At 55.4% G+C, this 14,757-nt stretch carries 12 protein-coding genes; 7 read left to right on the top strand and 5 right to left on the bottom strand.

From position 1 onward, the window contains the following. Window positions 1–24 precede the first annotated feature (24 nt). On the bottom strand, window positions 25–240 hold the full coding sequence (locus VFO10_RS12290; RefSeq protein ID WP_325140490.1) for a hypothetical protein: 216 nt from the start codon (window positions 238–240) through the stop codon (window positions 25–27). Between the two features lie 259 nt (window positions 241–499). Between VFO10_RS12290 and VFO10_RS12285 the strand changes: the two genes are divergently transcribed. Next, window positions 500–1,051, top strand: coding sequence for a hypothetical protein (locus VFO10_RS12285; RefSeq protein ID WP_325140488.1), 552 nt, complete (start codon window positions 500–502; stop codon window positions 1,049–1,051). Here the strand turns inward: VFO10_RS12285 and hpt are convergent. Beyond that, the gene (gene hpt / locus VFO10_RS12280) at window positions 1,041–1,553 is read right to left on the bottom strand and encodes a hypoxanthine phosphoribosyltransferase (protein ID WP_325140486.1); all 513 of its coding nucleotides are present in this window, start codon (window positions 1,551–1,553) and stop codon (window positions 1,041–1,043) included. The two genes, VFO10_RS12285 and hpt, sit on opposite strands and share 11 nt — an antisense overlap. A gap of 41 nt (window positions 1,554–1,594) precedes the next feature. After that, window positions 1,595–3,742 (bottom strand): hypothetical protein, encoded by a 2,148-nt coding sequence (locus VFO10_RS12275; RefSeq protein WP_325140482.1) that lies wholly within the window; start codon window positions 3,740–3,742, stop codon window positions 1,595–1,597. A 300-nt stretch (window positions 3,743–4,042) separates the two neighbouring features. Here VFO10_RS12275 and VFO10_RS12270 point away from each other — a divergent pair, with 300 nt between their 5' ends. From VFO10_RS12270 to VFO10_RS12255, 4 genes are all read left to right on the top strand, one after another. After that, window positions 4,043–4,279, top strand: coding sequence for a hypothetical protein (locus tag VFO10_RS12270; protein ID WP_141734836.1), 237 nt, complete (start codon window positions 4,043–4,045; stop codon window positions 4,277–4,279). Window positions 4,280–4,419: 140 nt separating this feature from the next. After that, entirely contained in the window at window positions 4,420–5,259 is an 840-nt protein-coding gene (locus VFO10_RS12265) for a hypothetical protein (protein WP_325140480.1), read from the top strand. 6 nt (window positions 5,260–5,265) lie between these two features. Continuing rightward, window positions 5,266–6,597: a hypothetical protein gene (locus VFO10_RS12260; RefSeq protein ID WP_325140478.1), complete on the top strand. Its 1,332-nt coding sequence runs from the start codon at window positions 5,266–5,268 to the stop codon at window positions 6,595–6,597. A gap of 139 nt (window positions 6,598–6,736) precedes the next feature. After that, window positions 6,737–9,025, top strand: coding sequence for a leucine-rich repeat domain-containing protein (locus VFO10_RS12255; RefSeq protein ID WP_325140476.1), 2,289 nt, complete (start codon window positions 6,737–6,739; stop codon window positions 9,023–9,025). A 3-nt stretch (window positions 9,026–9,028) separates the two neighbouring features. Here the strand turns inward: VFO10_RS12255 and VFO10_RS12250 are convergent, their stop codons facing one another. Beyond that, window positions 9,029–10,174, bottom strand: a complete 1,146-nt coding sequence (locus VFO10_RS12250; protein WP_325140474.1) for a hypothetical protein — start codon at window positions 10,172–10,174, stop codon at window positions 9,029–9,031. A gap of 132 nt (window positions 10,175–10,306) precedes the next feature. On the opposite strand from VFO10_RS12250, the gene VFO10_RS12245 reads away from it, so the two are divergent. Together VFO10_RS12245 and VFO10_RS12240 are read left to right on the top strand one after the other, a co-directional pair. After that, on the top strand, window positions 10,307–11,002 hold the full coding sequence (locus tag VFO10_RS12245) for a hypothetical protein (RefSeq protein ID WP_325140472.1): 696 nt from the start codon (window positions 10,307–10,309) through the stop codon (window positions 11,000–11,002). A 189-nt stretch (window positions 11,003–11,191) separates the two neighbouring features. Then, window positions 11,192–11,761 carry a sigma-70 family RNA polymerase sigma factor gene (locus VFO10_RS12240; RefSeq protein ID WP_325140470.1) on the top strand — a complete coding sequence of 190 codons (570 nt, stop codon included), beginning with the start codon at window positions 11,192–11,194 and terminating at the stop codon, window positions 11,759–11,761. Here VFO10_RS12240 and VFO10_RS12235 read toward each other — a convergent pair. Beyond that, complete coding sequence (locus tag VFO10_RS12235) at window positions 11,758–14,604, bottom strand: 7TM diverse intracellular signaling domain-containing protein (RefSeq protein ID WP_325140468.1); 2,847 nt, start codon at window positions 14,602–14,604, stop codon at window positions 11,758–11,760. The genes VFO10_RS12240 and VFO10_RS12235 overlap by 4 nt on opposite strands. Between the last annotated feature and the right edge of the window lie 153 nt (window positions 14,605–14,757).

Below are 14,757 nucleotides of genomic sequence, written 5' to 3'. Positions count from 1 at the left end.
TATCAAGATGTCAAACGAACAAAATCAGTGTTTCAGTCGGTAGGAACGGATCACGCCTTTGTTGGCCTTCTCACGCTCTTTTTTCATTCGCTGGCGATTCTCTTCATTGCGACGTTGAATTTCTTCCCAGCTGAAGTTTTGTTCCTGCTTCTGCTCGGTTTGATTCGTCGTCGCACTTTTATTGGGCGTGCGATTGAAAATCGAAACGACTTTGTTGTCTTGACCATTTTCAGTTTGCATATCAACCTCCAGTAGGGGCAGCAGAGTCTCGGCAACACGGGGAAGTCAATCCCACAACCTTAATAAAGCAAGCGTTATGCCATGACCAGCCAGTGTTGAACGACTTTGTGTGATCATTTATGCCAATGAATTTGGGTCTTATCTTAGCTCGCGCCTGGCAGCTATGTTGGACGTTATGACAGTGCCCGATTCAGTGTCAAGTCCCTTTTCAGCCCTTTCCTGCGTCCTGACTGGCTTTGAACGTCGCGTGGAGGTGTGTGTGGACGGAATTTCCAAGCTATTCCTGGAACTTAGAGAGACGAAAGCCGCTCTGGAACAGGGCTTCTACCGTAGCCTCGACAGTTCGGTCATCCGCTCAGGACTTTCGCAGTCGCCCCGGTTTCGCAATTGGGAGCTCAGCGGGGAAGGCCGACATTTCCAGTGTTTCAAGCTGCCTGGACGGGGAGGAATGGATCTTGGGATTCTTGTCGCAAAACCGGCTTTCCTGAAGGACGATCAGCCCACGCGCCTTCTTTGGATGCAAAACCTGAAGCGGCTCCTGGCGCTCCAGCATCCCCTGGTGCCTCCGATGGAAGTTATGGAAGGTACTGAGTTTTTTGCTTATGTGCAGCCCTTCTGTGAGAGCGAGCTGACCATGGACAGGACCGTCGCAGGCCTTTGGGAGGACCTGGAAAAGGCCATGGCTGCTGCGGATCTTTTCTTGGATGATTATCCCCAGCTTCGCCGCTACCAGGGACACCCCTTCGTGATTGATTTCTCGGAGCTGAAATCCCGGACGAATCCGGGCGCGCGGAAGGGTTTCAGGCTTTAGGCAGCATCTGCATGAGATCAGGCAGGTTGCGGTAGAGTCCATCCAGATCCAATCCGTAGCCGATGACGAATTCCTTGCTGATCTCAAATCCCGTGTAGTCGATATGGAGTTTGATCTGATGCGCCTCGGGCTTGGACAGAAGGCAGGCGACCTTGAGGGACTTGGGTTTGCGCACTTCCAATGTTTTCAGAAGGTAGTCGATCGTGTTGCCAGTGTCGATAATGTCCTCGACCAGGAGCACATGCTTGCCTTCGATATCAACGGACAGATCATAGTTGATACGAACATGACCGGTTGAGTGCATGCCTTCATAACTCGACACGCCGATGAATTCGATTTCGCAGGCCACATCAATGGCGCGAACCAGATCGGCCAGAAAAATAATGGAGCCTTTCAGCACGCCGATGACGCAAAGCTGCTCGCCCTTATAGTCCCGACTGATGCGCTGGCCCAATTCCCGCACCCTTGCGGCCAGACGGTCTGCTGAAATAAGTGGTTGCATGGAATACTCTGTCATAGCTGCCTTTCCCCCAACGGTTGCTCTTATGGGGGACCATTCAAGCTTAAAAAGTTGCTCGTGGCTAGAAGGAAAGGCTGCGTCAATCCATCGGCTTGACCGGCTGGAGTGCCTTGACCCAAAAGCTCCAGGCGCAGAAAGCGACTGCTGGGGCGCAGACGGATGGCGATGGGAAGCCGCTGCTCGTGATCGCGCATGGCGCTCATCTTCTGCTCGGCCAAAAGCCCAAACTGATCGTACACGCGAATCAAACCCGCCTGGTCCTTCAGGTCATAACTGCGAATCTGGAGCAGCAGCGTTTGAGTTTGATCGGTACCCAAGGTCGGCAGGGGGCCGGCCAGCTCGATTTCACTGCGAAGGCCGAGGCTATAGTTCCCGTTCCTGAGGGCTGCGATGAGGTTCGTAGGCTCGGGAACATAGAGGGCTGGGATAAAGTCCGAGTCCTGATCCCATCCCCGAAAGGGAGTGGCCGCGGCGAATTTCACCGGATGCGTAGTTTTCTGCTGAAGTTTATGAGCGACCTGAAGCAAAGGCTCCACCAGATCAGGCTGCTGACAGCCGAGCACCTCCATGAAATCAGGTTCCATGGTCAAGGCCAGCCAGCGATAATCCTCGAACTGAAAGCCGATATCCGGGCATTCCAAAACCAGCTGCAGCGGAGGCTCCTGGGCCTGGGCGAATTTGGCGAAAGCCGGCAGGAGGGCCGCCTGATCCTTGGGTCTTGCCGCCAGCCAGTTTTTGCGCATGCTTTCATCGGCCGGGAATGCGCGAAGACTCAGACCAAGGTTGGGATCCTCGGCCATCAGCATGGGAATTTCGCTGACCCCGTGCGTGGATTCCCGACCCGGGCGCACCAGATGTCCGATCGCCTGAAACTGGGCTGCCTGCAGCATCTCCTCGGAGGTGCCGTTATCGAGGCTCAGATGAGCGCGCAGGGAAAGTTCCGGCTTCGGATCCTCACCGCTGCAGGTGATGGCCTGGTGGCGTCCGGGAAGAACGGTGAAACGCTGCACGCAAAGGCGCTGCATTCCATCCCGGATCTGCAGCTGGTAATCACCACCGGGGAGCTGGGCCTGAAGCGGCCAGCTTTTCTGCAAAAAACTGTGGGCATTCACCAGCTCATAGGGACGATGGGCCAGATGCCGGGCCCAGGTCACACTGTTTTTTCGCACGGCATCGCGAATTTCCACAAAGCCCGGACGTCCGGGTTTCAGATCAATCTGAACGGAGCCGAGAGTCAAAGCCGGCAGCTTCGCGCTGCGTGTGCCCTTATCGAATTCGAGTTTTTTTAAAATGCCCTGCGTATCGGGATAAAGGACCTCCCAGTTCTGATCGAGCGGCAGATTCCATTTCAGCTGCTCGCCTTCAAAAATAGGCAGCGTGCTGACAAAGCCGCCTTTGTCATCATGAACGAAGAGGGATTGAAAAAGTCTTTTGTCCGACTTTTGCATCGATCGACGCCAGGGCATTTGAATCTGCCAGGCCTCGTCGCGGGCCGGCTGCTTCCAGCATTCCTTCGTGCATTGTTTCAGCTGAGCCACCAGAGCCGCCTGCTGCAGGGCCGCCTCGCGACCGGGAAGCAGAACAAAGGAGCTGTTCAATTTCGGACTGGGTGCAGGCGTCAGGAGAGTCTGCCGCGCATCGGTTTTCACCGTCAAAGGCGTCTGTGAGAGCACGGTGAAAACTTCCGGGAAAAAACTGATCGTAAGCCCCGCGACCCGATCCTGGTCCCAGGGAATGGTATGCTCCTCGCCATAACCGTCGGGCACGCGCAGCTTCCAGCGCAGGCCCTCGGAGCCTCCGTCCTGGGTCAGCGAGACTTTGATCATGGGGCCGCCGTCGAGCCATTCCATATCCAAACGAGCCGTGCCCCAGGCGGGATTCTGGGCGCGGAAAAACGAGATGAGATGCGGGACTCCGCTATGTGTTTCAAGGTCCTGGCCTATGAACGGCAAGGGTTCCCCGGCTGCTGTGCTGATGCTGATTTCAAGAGGAGGCAGCCAGGTTTGCTGCTGCCAGGTTTTCCCCGTTCTGGAATAGAGAGCACGCAGCACTGGGTAAAATATGGAACCGCCACTCAGCGGGGGTACGCTGCTGGCCACGACCTGCAACTGATTCTGACCCAGTACGATTTGGCCTTGATGAGGTCGTAAATGCGGAAATGATGCTGCCAATTCGCGATCGATCAATTTGGCAAAAGCCTGTGACGTCGGGTCCCTGAGCGGTCCACTATGATTTTCGGAAAGGTCGGACTGAGCCGGTGCAGAATCAGACGTCGTACACGACATGGGCCACAGAAGCGCGATTGAAAAAAATGAAGCGGAGCAAAATTTACCTGGCGCAGTTTGCATATTCATTGTATTTTCTTTGTTTTTCTTGACATTTCTTAATAATTTTGCGACATTTTGATGGCTTTACGTGTCGTCGATACTTCGCATGTTGAGTGTGACTCAAGTATAAAGGGGCACTTGCTGATGACGCAAGAAATCGAGCGGGAATTTCAAGCCAACAAAATCAAGCGTCTTCCGCCTTCGGTGGTCAAGGACATCGAGCTGAAGAACCACGCTAGACGTTTGGCGAATCTTTCCCCCATCAAAATCAAGATCCGCACCTGCATCTCCTGCGGTGCACTGTTCGAGTCCGCTGGCAACCGAACCTGCGGTTGCAATACCCGTAGCACCGGATATATCGCCGGACGGGAAATCATTTAATCTCTTTCCATGTTCGTCTTTTTCTGGTGATCCCACACCGGATGTGAGAATTCGTCCCGGCATTCACCGCCGGGACCTCTCCAGTTTTTTGCTGAAATTCCGATGCCTTCTTCGCAGGTCTCGCACGATGAGGAGCGGCCGTGAAGCAGCAGCAAAAACTTTGGAATCGTCTCATGGATTCGCTTTTGCCCAAAATGGACCCGAAGCGAAGGGTCATCGACGTCTACCGCAGCCGGGCCCTGGTGCGCACCGCGCTTTTGGGATCTTTGCTCAATCCTTTCCTTTTCCTCTTTGAATCCTCCGCCTTCACTCTGTGGCAGACGACCGGCATTGTCCTGACGTTGGTCTTCATCCCGCTTCTTTTAATCTGGCTCTATCGCAGCACCGGCTGGCTGAAGGTCTGCGGCAGCCTCTACGTGTTTTACTCCAGCGCGCTCTGCGCTTGGGCGCAGCTCATGGCCGGAACGGTTCATGCCCTTTATTGGGTGTGGATTCCTTTTCTGATCGTTTTTTCCGTCCTGGTGCTCGGGGTCAAGGCCGCCGCGATCTATACCGGGCTCGCCCTGCTTTTCTTTGCCGGGATCATGCAGCATGCGGCCCGCTTCGGCCATACGGTGGGCCGCTTTCAGGATGCCGATGCGCTGCTGGCGAGCATCACCTTGCAGATCCTCGTGATTCAGATCTGCTTTTTCATGCTCATGGTCGCCTATGATGTGATTCGAAATCGGGCCGAAGTGCGTGCGGTGCTCCTGCGGATGACGGATGATGAAGCCGCGCGGCTGGCCACACGTGGGGAACGCATGGGTAGCATTGCTCAGGAGCTGCACGAAGAGCTGGGACAATTTCGCAGCCAGCTGCAGCAGCTCGATGGTCTGGCGAAACGCAGCGATACGAAAGTGGAGGATGTGCAGACGGTCATGCGCGAGCTGCAGGCAAAAACGCAGAAGCTCAGCGAAATTTCACGTCGTGCTCACGGTTAGGATCGTATGCAGTGGTTTTTTCTGACATTGATTCGCATCTTTGATCGCCGGGTGAAGCGGGACCGCCGCGGACCCAGCTCACTGGATGCGTTTCGCCAAAGGGCCGTGAATCATATCTGTTTGATCGGTCTCGTCCTCGCCATCGTCAATGGCATGAGTGCCATCTATTTCAAACGCTATGACGAAGTCGTCGGCCTTGAGGTGCCCATCGCTATCATCAGTCTTCTGGGTTATCTGACCGTGCGGCGCGCCAAGCGCCCGGAATGGGTGGCCGCACTTTATATGACCATGATCGCCAGCTGCTTCTCGACCTATCTGATTTTTTTCGTGAAGTCAGCCTTCTCCCCCATCCATGCCTGGTATCCTCTTCTCTCCTTCGCCTCCATCCTGCTCTGCGGGCGTTGGCTCGGGATGCTGGCGGTGACCTCCATTTTCATCGAGTCCATGCTCGTGATCTGGTTCACGCGGGATTTTGGTTTTGTGCTGATGGCGGGCTTGAATTTCGATCTGTCCGTCACCATCATCCTTGGAACTCTGGGGTCAGGCTTCATCGCGTCCTTTGCGATCATGACTTCGGTGGAAGTCAGTCGGCAGAGGGCGGATAGCGCGAATAAAACAGCCACGGCTCTGAGCCTGCATCGCGCGAGTCTCAGTCTGCTCGGTGATATGGCCCGCGATATCAGCCGCAACATGCAGGGACCGATCAGCGGCATGCAGAAAAAAATGGACGAAGTGCTGCAGTGGAATGCGAATGATACCCTGCATAATCGGGGGCCGCAGATCATGCAGAGCCTTTACCAGGCGCTGACGGAACTGGAACGCCTGACAGAAAGCCTGCTCCTTTTCAGCCAGACGCACGGCGGACAGGATGTGGTTTCGCTGCGCGCCGTCGATTTTTTAAATCACCTCAATGAGCTCACCCGTGAGAAGGCCATAGCCCGCGGCGTCAGCCTCGATTTCACCGCGGATCAACCGCAGGTCAGGCTGCATGTACCAGTGGCGGCGGCGCTCTTCGCTCTCGTCTCCCTCGTGAACAAGGGAGTCGAGGCCGCAGCCGGGCAGGAACCTGCCTGGGTTCGCCTGCAGCTCCGCATCTATGGACGGCAGATGCAGATTCGTGTTCTGGACAGCGGTCCCAGTCTTTCCTATCAGGAGCGTCGGGCTATCCAGGAGCAGACGTCTCAACGCAGCGCATGGGATGTCAACCTGCGTCTCAGTCTCGACTTTCTGGATAATATCGGGGGCCAGATGACGCTCGATCCTTATAGCCCTGATACCTGTTATCTCATCTCGATTCCTCTCACCGAGGCGCCTTCTCAGACAAAGCACGCAGCATGAACGGGGCCGCAAAGCCTTTTCCATCTTAGTAAATCTACACTTGCGCCCTTCCCCTGTCTCTGGTAGCGAACGGGTGCTGGGATTTCCTCATAATCGACGATGTCAATTTAACTAAAGTTCGCTCACGAAGGACCCTTGCATGCTGAAAACCATGGCTTTTTTCGGTCTTATCCTCCTTATGCTGTCCTGTGGCGGCGCGAGCCCCTCAAGCTCCCATGTGGACATGGTAGGCGGTCAGGTCGTGCCCGAAAATAGTCCGGCTTTTCGCTCCACGGTTTCCCTGTCCAAGGTGAATCGCAGTGGGATTGACTCGTTTTGCAGCGGTACCCTGATTGCGCCCAATCTCGTGCTGACGGCGGCGCACTGCATAGACGGCTTGAAATCAGGGAAGCAGTTCGTCGTGCTCTTCGGTCAGGGTGAAGACGATCCGCAGGCGGTGACCGTTCCCGTCCTTGCCTTTGAAGCCTATCGCCCGAAAGATGGTTCCCGATATTATCCGAACTTCGATATCGCCTGGGTCAAGCTCGATGGGGTCGCGCCCGCTGGCTACGAACCTGCGGAAATCTTGCGTTCGGCGGATCAGCTGAAGCCGGTCATCGGCAAGACCGATGCCGTGCTTCTGTCGGGCTTTGGCCGCACCAAAACGGATTGCCCTGCAAGCGAGGCCGGCTGCTCCGGACAGAGGCTTCAGGTTCAGACCTATCTGCGCCGCTTTGTGAACGTCGCGCATTTTCAGCAGCTGATGGTCATCGGTCCCAAGCCGCTTTTTGGAACCTGCAGTGGGGACTCCGGGGGATCGGCCTTTGCCCAGGTGAACGGCCGCTGGTACGTGCTGGGTGATTTGAACGGCAAAAACCTTGCTCTGAACAGTTCGGCGGTCTGGGATTCGGCGCGGATCTGTGAATCGGGTGAATCCATTTATACCTTCGCCGGGGCTTATGTGGATTGGCTGCAGTCCTCGTCGGGCGTCAGCCTTTCTTTCGATGAAAAAAATAATCCCCAAGGCGCCGGCCTTTTGCCCGTCGATCGTCCAGAGAGCTTGGGTGCGAACCCTGACCTTGCGCGCATGCTGGCCTATAACAATCCTGAAGATTCCTTGTGGGTGACAGCCGAAGCCATGATGTCGAGCTTCGGTGAAGAAGGCAAACGCGAGATCCTCGAATTGGATCAGGTCGTGACGGATCCCAAACGCGCCGCGGCGCAGATGGCTCTTTGGACGTCGTTCAAATATACCGGCGTGAGTTTTGATATCAGTAACCTCGCGCTCAAGGATCGGCAGCTTACAGACCTGCGGCCTTTGATGGGCCTTAAAAAACTGCAGAAGCTTGAGCTGGTCGGCAATCGCCTCGGCGATGTCACAGCCTTGGGCCAGCTTGAGGATTTGGAAGAACTCACGCTCGGCAATAACTATGATTTTGCGAGCAAGGCGCGGATTCCCTACGATTTGAGCTTCCTGGGCCGCCTGAAAAAAATGCGGGTGCTGAACCTTGGGTCGAATGCGGGAAACCTTGATCTGACCCAGGTGCCCTGGGAAAGCCTGAGCCAGCTTGAGGTCCTTGATATCAGCGCCAACGACAGCATCAAGCTGGAGCAGGTGAAATTCTCCAGCCTGCCACGCCTTCATACCTTGATCGTCGCCAATGCAGGACTCACGGATATTGCCGCTCTTGCTGAGGCCACCAGCCTTCGCAGTCTGGACCTTCGCAATAACAACATCCAGGATATCGGCGTTCTGTCCAAGCTGCCTCAGGTGCAGATGCTGGATCTTTCGCAGAATCAGATCGAGGATTTTTCATCGGTTGCGGATTTGAAGGAACTGAAGACTCTGAAGGCGCTGGCCAATCCGCAGAAAATCAAGGCCTGTCCCGAGGGTGCGCAATGTCTTTATAATCCTGATCCTCAGCCGACCTTCACCGCTTACTGTGAATTCGCAAAGAATCTGAGTGATGAAGATCGGGCGCTTTGGGAAGCTCACAAGACCGTGATCCTCCTTCTGCGTGAAGTCGGACAGAAGACTTTGGCCGAAGCTGATTGCGCGGCTGCTGATACGGCGCTTCAGGCTAAAAAAAAACTTGAATTTTCCGGCCTGAAAGCGGCCCCATGGATGTCGGATCTGAGTCCCCTGATGCCGTTGACGCAGCTGGAGGAGCTGGTGTTGGATCACCAGAACTTTCGGGATGTGACGCCGCTTCTGGCTCTGCATGAGCTGCGCTTTCTGAATCTGAGCAGCAATAAACTGACCACGGTCGATGCGCTCGCCGGCCTGCCGAAGCTTCAGAAATTAATTCTGGATTCCAATAAATTGACCGATATCAGCGCTCTTTCCGCGATTCCTGGCCTCTGGGTTTCCGCGATCGGCAATCCTGATCTTCCGAAGACCTGCCCGCTTCCCCTTGGCCAGTGCGTTCTTGAAAAACCTGCCTCCTGACATTCAGCCCGTTTTTTCCATGGTCCATTGCAGAAGCCTTCGAATATCCTCGACGGCCGGAATCAGCCCGTCCCAATTCTCTGCCGTTTGCAGAACGTAACCGACATCCTCACCGACAGCGGCCCGTGTCTTCAGGCGATCGCCCACGGCGACCTTGAGTTTCGCTCGATGCACGGACGGATGATTTTTTACCGCGGGCCAGCCTTTGATGGCTTGAATAATGCCTTGCCCCGGATGCAGCACATGCACGGCCGCCATGCGTTGGGCGCTTTGCGGGAAGCTGACGGCACGGCCGAGTTCGAGCTGCAGGAACGATTCCCAGGCGGGAAAACCATAGGCGAGCTGCAAAAGCTCCATGATGTAACCACCCGGCGGACGCACCGCGATTTCACCGAATACGGGACCATCGGGGCCCAGGTAGATTTCCACATGGGTCATGCCGCGTGTGACGCCCATGATGCCGAGCACGCGCGCATTCAGATCCAGGATCTTCGCCTGCGCGGCCATGGGCAGCAAGGCGGGCAGGATATTGATGTGCTGCCGCAGGTAATATTGAGTGATATTGGTGAAGACGATGCGGCCGTTCTCCACAAAACTTTCGACGCTGAACTCGGGATGGGGATTGAAGGCCTCGAAGAGCCTTTGACGTTTTTGGAGTTCCCGTAAAAGCTCGGTCTTTTGCTGATAGATCTGGATGGATCGACCGCCGGACTCGGAGCGGTCCTTGCAGACGATGCGCGGGCCCAGCGTTTCCCAGATGTGATCGGCGCTCAAGCCCTGGCCCCAAAGGTAGGGATTCAAAGGAATGTCCTCGCTCTGGAGCCTGTTTTTCATCAGGAGCTTGTCGTGGCAGCGCAGCAGATTGATCGGGGCCATCCGGGTCAGGCCCGTGGCGCGCCTCAGAGCTGCAACCAGGGGGATGGCCCGCTCGGATCCGGCTATGATGGCGTTGAAGGGACCGAGAGCGAGAATCTTCGGCTTCACATGGCGCCAGTCGCGCGGATTCCGCGGCCAAGGCAGTTTGACAAGATGCCGTGCGGGAAGCGGGTTCTTCAGTTCCTTGTCATTCCATAAAAGAAAATCCAGAGCCTGGCTCTTGGCGGCTTCCACCAGTCCCTGCCGATGGCCCACCATCAGGATTTTTGTCATGTGTCCACTCGTCCATTCAAGGGTGCTATGCCTTTCCTCAATCCTTAGCTTCAGCTGCCGATAAAGGGAAGGGAAAGCTGAAACAGGACAAACAGCAGAATACGTGAAACGTTCGCCAATACAGGAGACTGCGTGAAACCTTGGATCCAGTTCTGCCGGGCCACCTGCCTCATCCTTTTGGGAGGAGCCGGAACTGCCATGGCGCAAGGATCCGGGCGCGGACCGCAGTCCGATTTTCTCTTTGATGTTCAGTATGCCTTTACCACTTCCAAAAGCAAGCTGGTTGGCAGCAATGATACCGGGACCGCTCTCCGTTATGGACTGGGAGGGTATGCCGGAAGCAACTCCAATCTCGCCTTCCTTTTGCACTTTGATCGGGACACGACCAATTTCCAACTGAACAGTAGCAAAGTGGATATGAACTGGCAGGATACTCGCGTGCGCTACCATATGGGATTTTTTTATTTGGGCGCCCTCTTCACCCGGCTGGAGATGACGGCGAATAAGGAAGGCACCGAACTCGTGGATGCGGCAGGCTCAGGCATGGGCCTTAATACCGGCGTCCTTTGGGGAGTGGGGCGGGGTGGTTCCGTCTACCTCGATCTGATGACGGCCACGCTGCCAACCATGAAAAATGCCATAGATCAGGAGATCAGTATCAAGCAAAGGCTCGATATCGATCTGGGCGGCAGCATCAAACTCACGTCGAAACTGCTCGACTTGACGTTTGGGTATAAGATTCGCAACGTCAGCGTCGAGACGGATGCGGCCTATGCGGAATCACTTTATACGACCTATGCTGGTCTGCGCATGTCCTTTCAGTTCTGATCTCAGCTCATCTTGCTGCGCACGATCTTGGAACATCTTTGTATACTCGCCGTCCGGGCATTCCACAAAAATCTGTAAAATACGGTCCAATTATGCAAGAAAATGCGTAAACAGACCGTATATTGCGATGGCATGACTGATGCTACATGGCAAGTGAGAGCTGAGAAGGGTTCATGGAAGGAGTCCGCTATGCCGTCGGTCAGGTCCCTGCAATCGGATGCGTTTGCTCCGCTGTATCATCATTACAATCGGCTGGTGGCCAGTATTGCCGCCAATTTCCCGCTGAGCCCGCAGCAGCAGGAGGAGGTTTGCCAGGAGGTTTTCCTGATCATCTGGGAGAAAAAAGAACAGCTCGTGCATGAGCAGGCGTTGGCCAGTTGGATCGGAACCGTCACGAGACATCGCTGTCTGAGCGAGATGCGGCGCATGCGGCCCATGGTTGCGCTTGAGGATCTGAGCGAGGAGGTCCTGCATGCGCGGCCGGAGAATCGGCAGGCGTCGTCGTTCCCATCCCAGTCCTGGCATCTTGAACTCTCACTCCGGCTTTTGCAGCAGCTGATCGACAGTCATCGGTCCCCTATAAGGCGGCGTGTGGCCCAGCGCTTCTATCGCGACGGCCAGAGCGTGGCGGCCGTGGCGGCCGACCTGGGGCTGTGTCCGAACACGGTGCTGTCGCATCTGAGGCGGTTTCGATTGGTCGTGGAAAAATCGCTCGTGAGACTTCTGGACGAGCAGGGCATTGATCTTGAATCCGCTTAGGCGACTTCCTGCACCTTCTGCCGATGAGGCTGGATGAAGAGCTTTTGCTCCAGTCGCAGAAGAAAGCGGAAGGCCATGGGCTCCAAATCGCCGCGCAGACGGTCTGGTTCCATCAGCTGCAGTTCGATGGAGCTGTTGAAATTGATTAGATAGGTGCGCACGGCATCCATGCCCACGCCACGACCCGAGGTCAGGGTGGCTTCTTCCTTGGTGCTGAATCCGGCTTCAAAAATCAGATTCGCAAGCTCCGCGGCGGTCGGGGGCTCGCTCTTGAAAAGACCACGTTCCATGGCCTTTTTGAAGATTTTACGCAGATTGAGGCCCTGCCCATCGTCCTGAATCGTAATCAAAAGTTCGTCGCCTTCGAGCCAGGTATTGATGCGGATTTCACCGCGGCGCGGTTTGCCGACTTTCTTTCGTTCCTCGATGGATTCGATCCCATGATCTATCGCGTTGTTCAGAAGGTGCACGAAGATGCGCTCCGCCAGCAGCTGGCCTTCACTGCTCAAAAGCACCTCATCATGCTCGAAGATCACTTGCGGTGACGCCTTGCCCAGGACGTTGGCCATATCCGGCAGGGAGTGAAGGATCGTTTCCAGCGATTTTTCCAGGTTGACCGCATAACGCTGCTCCAGTCCTTCGATGACCTGGCTCAAGGTTTCCCGTTCCTCGGGTTTCATGCGGCTCATATCGATGCCGCGGAGTTTTTGCACCTTGGATCGAATCCAGGCATGCTGATCCAGATCCGCCTTGCTGCCTGATTTACGGCCGAGCTTTTCGGAATTGATCTGCTGATAGAATTGGATCCGCTCCTCCGCGCCCTGCAGATAGCGGCCCAGGACGCTGGATTCCAGCTGAGCCCCCTCGCGATTGCGATGCGGCTCCAGTTGACTTTCAAATTCATGGAAGGCGTTGGCGAGGTCATCGAGATGGTAAGTTCGCGCCATGCCCTTCATGGTGTGAATGTTCATGAAGACCTTATTGATCGACTTCGTATTCAGCGTGCGTTCACTCTGCAGGGTTTTCGCGCAGGAACCCATGAAGTCCTCGCAGGTGGCGAGGAAATTATTGAACTTGTCGGAGGGCACCTTCAACACCTTGCCGATCGCTTCGAGTTCGCGCTGCTGCTCCTCGCGCTGGCGTTCCAGTTCGCGGATCTGCGTGACGTCCCGCAGCGTGACCAGGATTTTTTCCACCCGGTCCTCGTCATCGCAGATGGGATTCCATTCGAGTTCCAGGATTTTCGAGGTTTGGGGCAAACTGAAGAGCAGCTCTTTCACCAGAAGATTCTGATTCACTTCGAAGTTGAGGCTGCTATCCCCAAGGGCGCTCATGATCACTGTTTCCGTTTGATCCATCTGGTCCGCGGACATATCGCTGCGCGAAAGAAGGATGTCGCGCACGCTGCGGCCGGCGATGGTTTTGGTGCCGAGGATCGAGGACAGATGCACCGAATAGTCGGGCATGATCATTCCGTCCTGGGCCGAGATCATGAAAATTCCCTGAGGAATATTGGCAAGCATGGATTTGATGTCGCGGGTCTTTTCCTCGACGATGGCTTCCACGTTCTCGATGTGATCCTTGAGCGCGGAGTTCGCCACATTCAAATCAGTCGCCAGCTTGCTGATCTCGCGGTGGGACTCTTCCTGAATGAGGCTCATCTTATCGCCCATGGCCAGCGACAGCAGCACGACTTCCATAGCGCCGCCGACGAATTGACTCCAGCTCGTGAAGGCATTGTCGGGTAGGAATCCATAGATGCGGGCCATCGTGATCAGACTGCCGACGATCAGAAAACTCCAGGCGGCAAGATAAAAATAAGCCGGCCTATAGCGCCGCATGCAGCCCTGGACACCAGCCAGGAGAAGGGCGACCGAGATATAGGTGTTGGTGAAAAGCACAAAGCTTACCGATTTATCAAAATCAACGAAGGAGAGGACGATATCAAAGGCGGCCAGTGGAAAAAAGCCGAGCATCATCTTATAGAGCAACGGTGAATTTATCGGGATGCTCAAAAAGGAGATCGCGAAAAGGCTACCACAGATCGCCGTCAGCTCCGCGCTGATCACAAGGCCTTGATTCAGGATGATGGTGGTCAACCAGGATTCAGGCAGCAGGTATTGGGCCGTTCCGGTAAAGATCAGCTGTACGACCGCAAAGCTGGCGATATAGCCCACGTAAAGGTAATAGGACGGATTGCGCAGGCGGATCGCGAGAAAAATATTATAGCCAATCATCACCGCCACAAAGCCAAAGAGCAGACCCACGAACATGGAATCAGAGCGGCTGGTGCTCGTGAAGCTTTCTTCGGTCATCACCGAAAAACGCAGATTCACCGCCCCCATCGTATCGTAGAGCACATAGAAGGTCGTGGGACCGGGGGCGAGGCGCAAAGGGAAATTGGGCAGGCGATGGTCGTTGGCCTCGGGTCCTGCATGAATGAAATCCCCCCGCTGCGCCTTCGGCGTAAGGCTGCCGTTTTCCAGTTGATAGAGGAGGATGCGATCAGAATAGGGGAAGTGGTTGACCAGTCGATAGGAGGCCGGCTCGGCCGCCGGATTCACCAGCGTCACGCGCAACCAGAAATGGCCGCGCTGAAGCTGATAGACGTCTTGGCCGTTCATATCCTGAAAGCGACCGTCATGCTCGGCCTTCAGAAGGTCCTGGGCTTCGAGCTGACGCGAAGGATCAAAAAGTACCTGAAAGGAATGAGAAAGCAGGATCTTGCCGGATTCGCCCGGACGCGGCAGATCGATCGCATGGGGCTCGGCCCGGACCAATGGAGAAGCCAGGAGCAAGGCGAGCGCCAGAATAAAGTTCTTAAAAAATGGGCCGGTTTTCACGTTTTTTCCGCTTCCTATTTCATTCTTTGCAATTCCGATTTCGGAATGCACAACCTGCACTTGAGATACGTAATCCGAAATTAACCTCATATATCCAGCAGTCAGCGGATTTGTTTGGTGATCCGTGAAGCCTTACTTTCAAGTTCAAATCGC

This window comes from Oligoflexus sp. (genome assembly GCF_035712445.1).
In the GTDB taxonomy this organism is placed as follows: Bacteria; Bdellovibrionota_B; Oligoflexia; order Oligoflexales; family Oligoflexaceae; genus Oligoflexus.
This window is presented reverse-complemented; position numbering and strand designations above follow the sequence as displayed.